Here is a 12296-nt window from a genome sequence, read left to right on the forward strand (position 1 = left end):
CATTTCCATATGACGTGCATTTTGGCATTCATTTCTGGGCAACCTTTTGGTTGGAAGGAAGTGAATGCCTTTTATGTCGTCCGTCAAAAGATTTGGAATACTCCCCTCCATGGCGATCCTTGCTTTATCCGTCGGCCTTATTAACCATGTGTTGATCGGACCGCTCCTGCTCGATGCGGCGGGACGCGACGCTTGGCTGGCGGTTTTCGTTTCGCTTGGCCTTATTTTGCCTTGGGGCCTTATCCCGTTCATGAATTTGCTGAACAAGCTGAAGCATAAGCGAATCGATTATTGGCTGAAGGATCGGCTGCCTCCATTTCTCGTTTGGCTGATTATGGCTTATTTCCTCCTCATTATGTTCATGATCGCAACTGAAACCTTGGTTGTTACCACTTCTTGGTCCGGTACGACTTATTTGCCGCGGACGCCGAATGTCGTATTGTGCCTTGTCTTCGTGTGCTTGTGCATGTATGCGGCGCTCAATGGGCTGCGTACCATCGCTTTTATGAGCTGCATCCTGATCCCGTTCGTCGTTCTGCTGGGCGATTTCGTCATGACGACCAATATGCCTCACAAGGACTATCGCTATTTGCTGCCCATGCTGGAGAATGGCGCGATGCCCGTCATTAAAGCCGTCGTGTATTTGCTGACGTCCTTCAGCGAGCTGTTCTATATTTTGCTGTTCCAGCATCATCTGAGCGGAAGCTATAACCGCAAACACATGCTTGTTCTGGTGTTGTTCCTCGCGCTGCTTGCGCTGGGACCGGTAGCGGGGGCCATCGCTGAATTCGGCCCGGTGGAGGCGGAGAAGATGCGCTACCCGGCATTCTCGCAATGGCGGCTGGTTTCGATCGGCAAATATTTCGAGCATGTCGATTTTTTCGCGATTTATCAGTGGCTGTCCGGTGCCTTGATTCGAACCTCGCTCGCTATTTATTTGATTCTGGAGTATAGCGGGATCAAGCAGATGAAGAGGCAGTGGTTAGGCGTCTCGGTCCTTGGCGCGGCGTTAACGGGAATCGCTTATTATTGGGTGAGCCATATGGTGGATTACCGCGAGGTGATTCTATGGGTGTATACATGGTTCGGCATCTTAACGATGAGCGTCGTTCTCGTCGTATATGCGATCAGCTTCATGAAGGCGAGGAGGGGCGGCAATGAACGGCAACATCATCGATCAGGAAATGTTGAAGAGAACCGCGGATGATGAATCTCTCCCGCTGGACGTCGATACGTTCCGCGCGATGCTGAAGCCATGCGAGGATGTATTCGAGCATACGATCGCTCTTGGAGGTAACGACGAGCAGCTTGCCGGGATATTTTATTGCGACGGGTTGATCGACAGCAAGATGTTTCATATGAGTCTGCTTCCCATGCTTGAGAATTGGCGCTTTGATTCGAAGAGCTCAGATGGCGGAGACCAGGATAGCGACGGTTACGATCATCCGAGAAGAAATTTCTTGAAGCTGGAGAATGAAGCTTCGCATCTGTTCGCGAGGTTGTTCGCGGGAAGCGTCATCGTGACCTTTAGCGGTGATTCTTGCTTCTATGAATACAATATCGCGAACCAGCCGGCCAGAACCCCTGAGGAGTCGACGATGGAGCTGTCGCTCAAAGGACCGAGGGACGGCTTCGTCGAGCAGCTGTCCGTGAACGTCGCATTAGTCCGTAAGCGGCTTCGCACTCCGAATTTGCATATCGAATATCACAAAATTGGAACGGACTCCCAGACGGAGATCGCGCTTATGCATATGGATAACCAAGCGCCGGATGGCCTGCTTGACGAAGTCAGGAGGAGGCTTAACCTGATCCGCCTTCCCGCGTTGAACGGAGCGGGAGAGCTGGAGGAGCTCATATCCGACCGGCCGCTTGCGTTGTTCCCTCTGCTTGATTACGTCGGCAGACCGGACTTTGTCGTTCAATCGCTTATGAAAGGGCGTTTCGCCATTTTGGTAGACGGCTCGCCGGCTGCTTTGATCGGACCGGGCAATTTGCTGCTGCTGATCAAATCCCCGGAGGATACGCATCTTCCCTTTTATTTCGTAACGCTGGAGAGAGTGCTACGCATGTTAGGCTTGTTCCTTGCGCTGTTCTTGCCCGCATTCTGGATCGCGGTTTCTTCGTACAATACGGATCAAATTCCGTTTACTTTGCTCGCGACCGTCACGATGTCCAGAATCGGCCTGCCGCTCTCCGCGACAATGGAGATGTTCTTGATGCTGACATTGTTCGAGGTGTTCCGGGAAGCCGGAGTACGGCTGCCCAGGCCCGTCGGACAGACGGTTTCGGTGGTCGGGGGGCTCATCATCGGAGATGCCGCCATCCGCGCGGGGATGACGTCGCCGACCATGCTCGTGGTCGCGGCCGTATCGGCCGTATCGACCTTTACGCTGGTCAATCAATCGCTTGCGGGAACGGTTACGCTGATGCGGGTAGGGGTGCTGATCCTGTCATCCGTTCTCGGCATGTTCGGATTTTTTGTCGGGATGTTCGCCCTGCTGCTGTACATGTGCTCGCTTGAATCGTTCGGACAGCCGTATCTGATGCCGCTCGCTCCCTTCAGGTTCAAGGACACGATCTCCGCATTGTTCCAGAAGCCGTGGAAGATCGCCTCCACGACTCGGAAGAGAAAGGTATGACGTAATGAACATACCGAGTATCCGGAATAAAAAAATAGGGTTCGTGTGCCTGTCGCTGTTCTTGATGCTCGTGCTTCCAGGCTGCTGGGACGAGGTCAATCTTCAAGACGTCAGCTATATCTCCGCCCTGGGTATCGACTATAAGGAGGGGCAATACGAAATCTATGCCCAGATGCTGAACTTTAGCGCCATAGCCAAAACCGATACACCTCAGACGGGGCAGGCGAATCAAGTATGGATCGGTAAAGCGAAGGCCGAATCGATTATAATGGCGTATCAAAAATTGAGCCGCGGCGGCTACCTAGCCTTAAACCTGGATCATCTCAAAACGATCATCGTACACGAGCGCGTTCTGGGTCGTTTAAACGAAATACTGGACGGCGTGAACCGTCAACGGGCCTCCAGATATACGACGCTCATGTACGGGACCAGACTGCCGCTAGACGAGCTGTTCAATACCGAAAATTTCTTCAGTCAATCGCCCCTAAACAGCATTATGTACATGCCGCGTCCTCATGAGAAGGACTATACGTTCGCAAAGGCTCAAACGATGCAAAGCCTTGTGCAGCAGCTTAAAGAACCGGCTGAAACGTCATTGCTTCCTGCGTTGGATGCCACGCAGTCGTACTGGAAGCATGGAAAAAAAACGATGAATACGCAGCTTATTTCAGGCGTCTTCGTATTAAACGATTACTTGTATAAGGGATACGCTCCGGAAGACAGAGTCAAAGGAATCCGGTGGATAAATGAAGATTTTCAAAGAGTGGTCTTAATGGCCGAAAAAGACGGGAATCGGGCAACGGTTGCCATCGTCCGGTCGAGACCGAAAATTCGGGCAACGATAGGAGAAACGCCTCGATTCGAGCTTACCGTCAAGCTGATGGGTTCGATAGTCGAACTGGAAGGCGAAATGATAAAGGATGAAATAAAAGCGATCATCGAAAAGAATGTGCGGGAAGAAATAGAAGCGGCCTACCGGTACGGCGCCGGCAACAGCATGGATTTGTTCGGACTCGAGCATGCTCTCTACCGCTACCACAACGGTTATTGGAAGCAGCATGTCAAAGATAAGAACTGGAAAATAGAGCCGGATCAATTGAACGTGAAGGTCATAATGAACGTAGCGGATTCCGGCAAATTCGAGTTGAACGGCCGCGACTCATAAATATTGGCGAATGGTTCATAATACGGAAGGAACTATAAAGAGCTTAGGAGTGAAGCCAATGATTCAGCCCATGACAGCCAAAGAGCTGGAATATGTCGCGGACTCGATGTCCAACGAGGATCTGCTTATGAAGCAGTGCGCCGCCGTTGTGGCCGTCTCGACGACGCCGGCCATTCGCGAATGCTGCTCGCAAATGATTCAAATGCATCAGCAGCATTACGATTCGTTAATGCACGCCATTCAGCATCATCAACAAATAGCGCCTACTCAGCCGCAATAAACGTGTAGAAGGAGGGAAAAAGAGATGCAACAGCAACAACAGCAGCAACAGCAGCAAGCCCAGCAGTCGCAGTCCATATTAAACGAAGAGGATCTCGTTTCGACGGTGCTCGCGGATCTGAAGCGGGTCGTGCGCGAATACGCGACGGCCGCGACCGAGTCTACTTGTCCGGATATCCGTCAGCTGTTCACGAAGCTGCTCCATAATACTCTTAGCGCGCAAGGGCAGCTGTTTCAGGCGATGCAGCAAAGCAATATGTACAACGCCGCTTCCCCGGCTCTGCGCCAGGAGCTGGACAAGCAAATGCAGCAGTATCAGCAGACCGCTCAGAAGACGAGGCAGCTTCTGCAGCAGAAGCTGGGAGGAGCTTTGCAGCAAAATGCCATGATCGGCGCAATGAACCAGCAATCTCCGCAGCAACAGCAGCCGATCTACATGTAAAGACCCTGCGGGGTCTTTTTTTCATGCAGGCATGTCCACTTTTGAACACGGGTGCCGAAGGATTGCAGGGGGAGCTGGTCCTCCCATGGCAATGGTTTCAATTTTTCTTTGCAGTGAAACTTGATTCGTTGTAAAATGTTCTTTATTACCGCAGGCGAGCTGGAAGGAGTTTTCGGATGAACGAATTACAGTTAAAGGTTTTGGAGCTGCTGAAGGAAGACGCCCGCAGGGACGCGGAGCTGATCGCGACCATGCTGGACGAACCGGTAGAGGAAGTGAAACAAGCGATAGCCGCGATGGAGCAGGATCACGTCATCGTCAAATACGCGACCGTCGTGAATTGGAGCAAAGTGGACGACGAGAAGGTAACGGCTTTGATCGAGGTGCAAATTACGCCGGAGCGCGGACGCGGCTTCGAAGGCATTGCGGAACATATCTATTTGTACCCGGAAGTGAAATCGGTCTACCTCATGTCCGGCGCGTATGATCTGCTTGTTGAAGTCGAAGGCAAGAACCTGAAAGAAGTAGCCTCGTTCGTATCCAATAAGCTGTCTCCGATCGATGCGGTTTTATCGACGAAGACGTTTTTTATATTGAAAAAATACAAACAGGACGGCATCATCTTCGAGGAGCATGAAGGTGACCATCGGTTGATGGTATCGCCGTAGAATAAAGGGTGATGGCGATGATCAAAGAGGATTCGGAACAAACCGTCTCTGTGCGGCGCGAATCGATGGCCGACTACTTGTCTCCTCTCGTAAGAGGCATTAAACCGTCGGGTATCCGTCGGTTTTTTGATTTGGTCAGCTCGCGCAAGGATATTATTACATTAGGCGTCGGCGAACCGGATTTCGTCACGCCATGGCACGTGCGAGAGGCTGCCGTATATTCGCTTGAGACGGGCAAAACGCAATATACGTCCAATGCGGGCATGCCTGAGCTTCGTGGCGCGATTGGGCAATATTTGAATGATTCGTTCGCAGTGGAATACAATCCGGCGAACGAAATTCTTGTGACTGTCGGCGGCAGCGAAGCGATTGACTTGGCGCTTCGCGCGCTCATTACGCCGGGAGACGAGATTCTTATTCCCGAGCCATGTTATATTTCGTATTCGCCGATTACGTCCCTAAGCGGCGGGGTTGCCGTCGGTATCGAGACATTCGCGGCGGATAACTTCAAGCTTCGCGCCGATCAATTGAAGGCAGCGATTACGCCGCGGTCCAAAGTTCTTATTCTTTGTTATCCGAGCAATCCGACCGGCGGCATTATGACGCGCGAGGACTGGCTGCCGATCGCCAAGCTGGTCGAGGAGAACGATCTGATCGTCATCTCCGATGAGATATACGCGGAATTGACGTATGGATCCAATCACGTCAGCTTCGCCGCGATGCCGGGCATGAAGGACCGCACGATACTCGTGAGCGGATTCTCCAAAGCATTCGCGATGACGGGCTGGCGCATGGGCTACGCTTGCGGGCATTCCGACTTGATTGCGGCGATGCTGAAAATTCACCAATACACCGTTATGTGCGCGCCGATCATGGCGCAATACGCGGCGCTCGAGGCGCTGCAGCACGGACTTGAAGAGAAGGACCGCATGATCGAGTCGTACAATCAGAGACGGCGCCTCGTCGTGAAAGGGTTCCGCGATATCGGACTTGAGTGCCATGAACCGCAAGGCGCGTTCTACGCCTTCCCGTCCATAGCATCCACGGGCCTGACGAGCGAACAGTTCGCCCAGCGCCTTCTCGAAGAAGGCGGCGTGGCGGCCGTCCCGGGCGACGTGTTCGGGCTCGGCGGCGAAGGCCATATTCGCTGCTCCTACGCCACCTCCGTCACCCAGCTGACGGAAGCGCTCGACCGTATCGGCCAATTCGTCCACAAACTGAAGCAAGGCTAACAAGACCAGCAGGCCAGGATGGATTCCATCCGGCCTGTTGTTTGCTGTGGGGGGCCGGGAGGCTGGCACTAACGGAGCATGGAGGTAAATAGAGGTTCCAGGAACGTCTAAATGTGCTCGGAGTGTGGGTTCGGAGTAAATAGGGATGCCAGAAACGTCTAAATGTGCTCGGAGTTGGAGTTCGGAGTAAATAGAGGTGCCAGGAACGCCTAAATGTGCTCGGAGAGGGTGTTCGGTGTAAATAGAGGTGCCAGAAACGTCTAAATGTGCTCGGAGTTGGAGTTCGGAGTAAATAGAGGTGTCAGGAACGTCTAAATGTGCTCGGAGTTGGAGTTCGGAGTAAATAGAGGTGTCAGGAACGTCTAAATGTGCTCGGAGTGTGGGTTCGGAGTAAATAGAGGTGTCAGGAACGTCTAAATGTGCTCGGAGTGTGGGTTCGGAGTAAATAGAGGTGCCAGGAACGTCTAAATGTGCTCGGAGTGTGGGTTCGGAGTAAATAGGGATGCCAGAAACGCCTAAATGTGCTCGGAGTTGGAGTTCGGAGTAATTAGAGGTGCCAGAAACGTCTAAATGTGCTCGGAGAGGGTGTTCGGTGTAAATAGAGGTGCCAGAAGCACCTAATCAAGCGAAGCGACTCATACGTTCTACATGTTGCGGAGGGGCTATTGCCAGCGCAGCAACCGCTCCGCCCCGAAGCCGGGCGACGGGGTTTAAAAAAGCGGCTACGGCGAAGCAAAAACCGCGAAGCGGCACACTGCCCGACCCCGGAGCTGGGCGATGGGGGTTGAAAAAATTCGCTAAGCACAAAGCGAAAAGCGGGGACGTTCCGGAGAAACGAAGTGCTCGCCTTTGCAGTTAGATTCTAACCTTGAGAGTAGAAGGAATGTCCCCGCTTGCAGCGACCATAGCGAAGCTAAAACGCTTTTTTACAATAAGGAGGAGACCCATGCGACTATATACAAAAACAGGCGACAAAGGCCAAACCTCGCTGATCGGAGGAAGGGTAAGCAAGGACGACGTACGGGTTGAAGCGTACGGCACCATCGACGAGCTGAACAGCTTCGTAGGCGTCGCTCAAGCCGAAGCGGCCAAGCATGACGAACTTCAGGAGCTGGCCGGGTGGCTCGTCGATATTCAGCAGGAGCTGTTCGACTGCGGCTCCGATCTGGCCTACGCGAGGGAAGGCGCGCCGTTCAAAATGAACGGGGAGCCGGCCGAGCGCCTGGAAGGCTGGATTGACCGGTATATCACGGAGGCGCCGGAGATCACGCGCTTTATCTTGCCAGGAGGTAGCGCCGTCTCGTCCGCGCTTCACGTCTGCAGGACCGTCTGCCGCAGAGCGGAGCGCCGCGTTGTTACGCTGGCCCGTGAGCATGCGATTAACGAGGATGTGCTGATCTATATCAATCGGTTGTCCGACTTCTTCTTCGCGGCGGCTCGAGTGGCGAACGCGAAGCTTGCGGTGCCGGATACGGAATACGTCAGAAGCGGAGAAGTGTTCCGCAAGCGGAAGAACCAATCGTAAGGTGGCGGAGCCCGTGGACATCAACGAAATGTATTATCCGCCGCTTACCGTCGAAGTGACGGTAGAAGACGCAGGCAAAGACGTCAGGAAAGTGCTAGAGCGCCGGCTTGGCGTATCAAGGAAGCTGCTGTCGCAGGTGAAGCTGACCGAGCACGGGCTGACCGTGAACGAGCAACGCGTATATACGACGGCGAAGGTAGCAGCGGGAGACGTCATCCGGCTCCGGATGGAGAGGGAGGAGTCGGACGATATTTTGCCGCAGCCGATGCCGCTCGATATCGTCTATGAAGACGAGCATCTGCTCATCGTGAATAAGCCGGCCGGCATGATCGTGCATCCGACGCATGGCCATTATACGGGGACGCTGGCGAACGGCGTCGTTCATCATTGGCGGGAGAAGGGGGAGAAGGTCCGCTTTCGGCCGATCCACCGGCTCGACGAAGAAACGTCGGGACTCGTCGCCATCGCGAAAACCGGCTACGTGCACCAGCAATTGTCGGAGCAGCTCCAAGCAGGACAGGTGACGAAGCTGTACCGCGCTTACGTTTACGGGGTGCCGGCCCAGTTGGAAGGCGTCGTCAACGAGCCGATCGACCGGGACAAGGAGCAGCCGCATCTTCGCGTCGTGACGCCGGACGGTTATCCTTCCGTCACCAAGTACGAAGTGATCGACAGCTTCGAAGGCGCAGGCGGTAAATGCGCCGCTTCCGTCAAGCTGAAGCTCGAGACGGGTCGTACGCATCAGATCCGCGTTCATATGAAGCACATCGGCAGTCCGCTTATCGGCGACAAAATGTACGGTCCTGGCGAGAGCGGCGAAGCCGCATGGGAAGCAGCCGTCGGCCGTCAGGCGTTGCACGCGGAGACGCTCGGCTTCACGCATCCCATGACCAAGACGAGAATGGAATGGGTCGCGGCTTTGCCACCGGAGCTGGAGGAGCTCGAACGATTGCTGCGTGGCGGGCTGGAGAAGGAGCAACAGTAGTTTTTTTGCAACAGTAGAAAGGGGTTAACGTGAATTACGATGGGGAATAAAGTAACCATAATCGAATATCCGAAATGCAGCACCTGCAAAGCGGCGATCAAATCGCTGAAGGCCAAAGGCAACGAGGTTACGACAAGAGATATCGTAAACGATACGCCTACGGCCAAAGAATTGAAAGAGCTTCTCGAGATCAGCGGCATGGATATCAAAAAGCTGTTCAACACGTCGGGCGAGGTTTATCGCGAGCTAGGCCTGAAGGACAAGCTTGCCTCGATGTCCGAGAAAGAGAAGCTAAACCTTCTGTCCCAGCATGGCATGCTGATCAAACGGCCGATCGTAACAGACGGCAAACAAGTGACCGTAGGGTACAAAGAAGATCTGTACGAGCAAGCATGGGGCGGCCATGAGTAACGCGCCGGAGAAAGCCAAGTCCTGGAGATCGCGCAGGCTGTCGGAGCTGGGTTCCTCCATCTTTGCCGAGGTTGCGGCATGGAAGCGGGCGGCAGCGGCGGGCGGCGTCGACATGATCGATTTAGGCATTGGCAGCCCGGATCAGCCGCCGGCCGAAGCTGTTCGCGAAGCGCTTGCGGCCGCGGCGCTCCGCAAGGATACATACGCATATCCCGCTACAAAAAGCGGCATGCCGTTCAAGGAAGCCGCGGCAGCTTGGATGAAATTCCGGTTCGGGGTCGAAGCGGATCCTTCGGACGAAATCGTCACGCTGCTCGGCTCGCAGGATGGCCTTGCCCATCTGGCGATGGCGATCTGCGATCCCGGCGATGCGGCTTTGCTGCCGGATCCGGGGTATCCGATCTACTCCGCTTCGCTTGCGCTCGCTGGTGTGGAACCGATTCTCATGCCGCTTCGGGCGGAGAATGGCTACATGCCTGACCTGGAGGCGATCGACAACGAGACTTGGCGGAGAGCGAAGTTTATTTTGGTCAATTACCCGAACAATCCATTGTCGGCGGTTGCCGATCTGGCATTTTTCGAGAAGCTGCTGGCCAAAGCGCGAGAGCATGGGGTGCTGGTCGTGCATGACCTCGCTTATTCCGAGATGGGCTTCGACGGCAGTGAACCGCCGAGCATTCTGCAGGTGCAGGGAGCGAAAGGCCAAGCCGTCGAGTTCCATTCGATGTCCAAAAGCTTTAACATGGCAGGCTGCCGTTTAGGCTTTCTCGTCGGTAACTCTGAAGCGGTAGGGGCTTTAAGAGAATTGAAAGCGAATATCGATTACGGGGCGTTCGATCCCGTGCAGGAGGCCGCGATTGTCGCTCTGAACGAAGCGATGTCGAATCCTGCATATGAACGAGCGGGCGAATTGTACGAAAGAAGAAGAGACGCATTCGTTGACGCGCTTCATGCCGAAGGCTGGAAGGTGGACAAGCCTTCCGCGACCATGTTCGTATGGGCGAGACTTCCGGACATGACTTGGGACTTAGGGCAGCCATGGACCTCCAGGACCATTTCCCAGGAAATGCTGAAAACAACGGGCGTCGTCGTTGTACCTGGTGAGGCATTCGGTGTGGAGGGTCAAGGATATGTCCGGATTGCGCTCGTCGAGTCGGAAGAGAGACTTCTGGAAGCTGCGGCACGAATTGGACGCTTCATCCGCGGCGAGCATGTGATAAAATGATTGTAGGAAATTAGGGAATAGATTGGAGCGGATCGAAGATGAGTGAACAAAGACTGTTGTTGGTCGACGGCATGGCCATATTGTTCCGGGCGTACTTCGCGACCTCGTTTACGGGCAGCATCAGAAGGACTAGCTCCGGCTTGCCGGTGAACGCGGTTCACGGGTTTGTCCGGTATTTTATGGATGCGGTGCAGAAGTTTGATCCGACGCACGTGATCTGCTGCTGGGATCTGGGAAGCAAGACGTTCCGAACCGAGCAATATGACGGCTACAAATCAAACCGGCCGGATGCGCCGGAGGATCTCATTCCGCAATTCGAGCTGGTGAAGGAAGTCGTCGCTAGCTTCAACGTGCCGAATCTGGGCATCGAGGGATTCGAAGCGGATGATTGCATCGGCACGCTGTCCGCGATGTTCAAGGACCAGGCCGACATCGTGATTGTGACGGGCGACCATGACATGCTGCAGCTGGTGGACGACCGCGTGTCGGTTGCCATCATGAAGAAGGGCATCGGCAACTACATGGTGTACACGCCGGTTAGCCTGATGGAGGAGCGCCAGCTGACGCCGGCGCAAATTATCGACCTGAAAGGCTTGATGGGCGATACGAGCGACAACTATCCCGGCGTGAAAGGCATCGGCGAAAAGACGGCGCTGAAGCTCATCCTGGAGCATGGCTCGATCGATGGTCTGCTTGCGAATCTCGACAGCGTCTCCAAGACGATCCGGGCGAAAATCGAAGCGGATCTGGACATGCTGCACTTGTCCCGCGACCTGGCGACGATTCGCCGGGATGCCCCGCTCGAGGCGGAGCTAGCGAATTGCGGATGGCGTTACGAGCGTCATATGGTGCTCAGCAAGTTCGAGGAGCTCGAGTTCAAAAGCTTGGTTTCGCTGATCAGCTAGCGTCACTCATCAACCGAATTGGAACCGTCCGCATACGATGCGGCGGTTCTTTTTTTCAGCCGGCCAGACTCTCGTACGAATTTTTACGCAAACTTATCGTTTATTTCATATGAGCTTTACATACGTTTCGTACACTATCCGTACACCAGTCTGGAGGGGGAATGATTCATGGGTATCCATTATTACTTTCGCTCTTTAAATGAATTGGAACGGATCATTCGCTGTCCCGGCAAGTTCAAATTCGAAGAACACAGCGTGGCCGCGCATTCGTGGAAGGTCGTGCAATACGCGAAGACGCTTGCCGATATCGAGGAGAGGAACGGCGTCGCGATCGATTGGAAGAAGCTGTACGAAATAACGAGCAGCCATGATTACGGCGAAATTTTTATCGGGGACATAAAAACGCCGGTCAAACATTCGTCGCCCGAATTGCGTAAGCTGATTCAGCAGGTGGAAGAAGGAATGGTCTACAACTTCATCGAGGAGCATATTCCCGACGAGTTCAAGGCGATCTTCCACAATCAGCTCCGGGAAGGCAAAGACGATTCCGTGGAAGGGCTCATTCTGGAAGTCGCGGATAAGATGGACCAGGTGTATGAGGCATTCGCAGAGCTCCGGCGAGGCAATACGGAGAAGGAATTTATCAAAATGTATCGCGACGCGCTGGTGAAAATCAAAAACATCAAGCTGCATTGCGTCCACTATTTTTTGAGTCAGATCCTGCCTGATATGGTGAACGACGAGATCGTTGCAACCGTAGACATCCGGCGAATTACGGACGAGGCACTCGGGATTGACCGATCGGCCTCATAACGAATCG

At 54.1% G+C, this 12296-nt stretch carries 13 protein-coding genes; all 13 read left to right on the forward strand.

The features are described from left to right. Positions 1-73 precede the first annotated feature (73 nt). The 13 genes from NQZ67_RS01110 to NQZ67_RS01170 all read left to right on the forward strand — a co-directional run bounded on the left by NQZ67_RS01110 (position 74) and on the right by NQZ67_RS01170 (position 12289). A complete protein-coding gene (locus NQZ67_RS01110; protein WP_257442003.1) occupies positions 74-1207 on the forward strand; it encodes a GerAB/ArcD/ProY family transporter in 1134 nt (377 codons plus the stop codon). Beyond that, positions 1158-2639, forward strand: coding sequence for a spore germination protein (locus tag NQZ67_RS01115; protein ID WP_257442004.1), 1482 nt, complete (start codon positions 1158-1160; stop codon positions 2637-2639). The genes NQZ67_RS01110 and NQZ67_RS01115 overlap by 50 nt, the downstream gene beginning before the upstream one ends. 4 nt (positions 2640-2643) lie before the next feature. Then, entirely contained in the window at positions 2644-3804 is a 1161-nt protein-coding gene (locus NQZ67_RS01120; protein WP_257442005.1) for a Ger(x)C family spore germination protein, read from the forward strand. A 58-nt stretch (positions 3805-3862) separates the two neighbouring features. Next, a complete protein-coding gene (locus tag NQZ67_RS01125; RefSeq protein ID WP_257442006.1) occupies positions 3863-4084 on the forward strand; it encodes a hypothetical protein in 222 nt (73 codons plus the stop codon). 24 nt (positions 4085-4108) lie between these two features. Beyond that, the gene (locus NQZ67_RS01130; protein WP_257442007.1) at positions 4109-4525 is read left to right on the forward strand and encodes a spore coat protein; all 417 of its coding nucleotides are present in this window, start codon (positions 4109-4111) and stop codon (positions 4523-4525) included. 176 nt (positions 4526-4701) lie between these two features. Continuing rightward, the gene (locus NQZ67_RS01135) at positions 4702-5193 is read left to right on the forward strand and encodes an Lrp/AsnC family transcriptional regulator (protein ID WP_257442008.1); all 492 of its coding nucleotides are present in this window, start codon (positions 4702-4704) and stop codon (positions 5191-5193) included. Between the two features lie 17 nt (positions 5194-5210). Continuing rightward, a complete protein-coding gene (locus NQZ67_RS01140) occupies positions 5211-6425 on the forward strand; it encodes an aminotransferase class I/II-fold pyridoxal phosphate-dependent enzyme (protein WP_306812641.1) in 1215 nt (404 codons plus the stop codon). A 946-nt stretch (positions 6426-7371) separates the two neighbouring features. Continuing rightward, positions 7372-7950: a cob(I)yrinic acid a,c-diamide adenosyltransferase gene (locus NQZ67_RS01145; protein ID WP_257442009.1), complete on the forward strand. Its 579-nt coding sequence runs from the start codon at positions 7372-7374 to the stop codon at positions 7948-7950. A 28-nt stretch (positions 7951-7978) separates the two neighbouring features. Next, positions 7979-8935 carry an RluA family pseudouridine synthase gene (locus NQZ67_RS01150; protein ID WP_306812657.1) on the forward strand — a complete coding sequence of 319 codons (957 nt, stop codon included), beginning with the start codon at positions 7979-7981 and terminating at the stop codon, positions 8933-8935. 39 nt (positions 8936-8974) lie between these two features. Further along, complete coding sequence (locus NQZ67_RS01155) at positions 8975-9346, forward strand: arsenate reductase family protein (RefSeq protein WP_257442010.1); 372 nt, start codon at positions 8975-8977, stop codon at positions 9344-9346. Beyond that, on the forward strand, positions 9339-10571 hold the full coding sequence (locus NQZ67_RS01160) for an aminotransferase class I/II-fold pyridoxal phosphate-dependent enzyme (protein ID WP_257442011.1): 1233 nt from the start codon (positions 9339-9341) through the stop codon (positions 10569-10571). Before NQZ67_RS01155 ends, NQZ67_RS01160 begins: the two co-directional genes overlap by 8 nt. 38 nt (positions 10572-10609) lie before the next feature. Further along, a complete protein-coding gene (locus NQZ67_RS01165; protein WP_257442012.1) occupies positions 10610-11476 on the forward strand; it encodes a 5'-3' exonuclease in 867 nt (288 codons plus the stop codon). 168 nt (positions 11477-11644) lie between these two features. Beyond that, the gene (locus NQZ67_RS01170; RefSeq protein WP_257442013.1) at positions 11645-12289 is read left to right on the forward strand and encodes a YfbR-like 5'-deoxynucleotidase; all 645 of its coding nucleotides are present in this window, start codon (positions 11645-11647) and stop codon (positions 12287-12289) included. The last annotated feature ends 7 nt before the right edge of the window (positions 12290-12296 follow it).

The organism is Paenibacillus soyae (assembly GCF_024623455.1).
Classification (GTDB): Bacteria; Bacillota; Bacilli; order Paenibacillales; family Paenibacillaceae; genus Pristimantibacillus; species Pristimantibacillus soyae.

Excerpts from the sequence above, each read along its gene's own strand:
- NQZ67_RS01130 (WP_257442007.1), top strand. The coding sequence starts at position 4,109 with ATGCAACAGCAACAACAGCAGCAACAGCAGCAAGCCCAGCAGTCGCAG.
- NQZ67_RS01155 (WP_257442010.1), top strand. The coding sequence starts at position 8,975 with ATGGGGAATAAAGTAACCATAATCGAATATCCGAAATGCAGCACCTGC.
- NQZ67_RS01120 (WP_257442005.1), top strand. The coding sequence starts at position 2,644 with ATGAACATACCGAGTATCCGGAATAAAAAAATAGGGTTCGTGTGCCTG.
- NQZ67_RS01140 (WP_306812641.1), top strand. The coding sequence starts at position 5,211 with ATGATCAAAGAGGATTCGGAACAAACCGTCTCTGTGCGGCGCGAATCG.
- NQZ67_RS01160 (WP_257442011.1), top strand. The coding sequence starts at position 9,339 with ATGAGTAACGCGCCGGAGAAAGCCAAGTCCTGGAGATCGCGCAGGCTG.
- NQZ67_RS01115 (WP_257442004.1), top strand. The coding sequence starts at position 1,158 with ATGAACGGCAACATCATCGATCAGGAAATGTTGAAGAGAACCGCGGAT.
- NQZ67_RS01125 (WP_257442006.1), top strand. The coding sequence starts at position 3,863 with ATGATTCAGCCCATGACAGCCAAAGAGCTGGAATATGTCGCGGACTCG.
- NQZ67_RS01165 (WP_257442012.1), top strand. The coding sequence starts at position 10,610 with ATGAGTGAACAAAGACTGTTGTTGGTCGACGGCATGGCCATATTGTTC.
- NQZ67_RS01135 (WP_257442008.1), top strand. The coding sequence starts at position 4,702 with ATGAACGAATTACAGTTAAAGGTTTTGGAGCTGCTGAAGGAAGACGCC.
- NQZ67_RS01150 (WP_306812657.1), top strand. The coding sequence starts at position 7,979 with ATGTATTATCCGCCGCTTACCGTCGAAGTGACGGTAGAAGACGCAGGC.
- NQZ67_RS01145 (WP_257442009.1), top strand. The coding sequence starts at position 7,372 with ATGCGACTATATACAAAAACAGGCGACAAAGGCCAAACCTCGCTGATC.
- NQZ67_RS01110 (WP_257442003.1), top strand. The coding sequence starts at position 74 with ATGTCGTCCGTCAAAAGATTTGGAATACTCCCCTCCATGGCGATCCTT.
- NQZ67_RS01170 (WP_257442013.1), top strand. The coding sequence starts at position 11,645 with ATGGGTATCCATTATTACTTTCGCTCTTTAAATGAATTGGAACGGATC.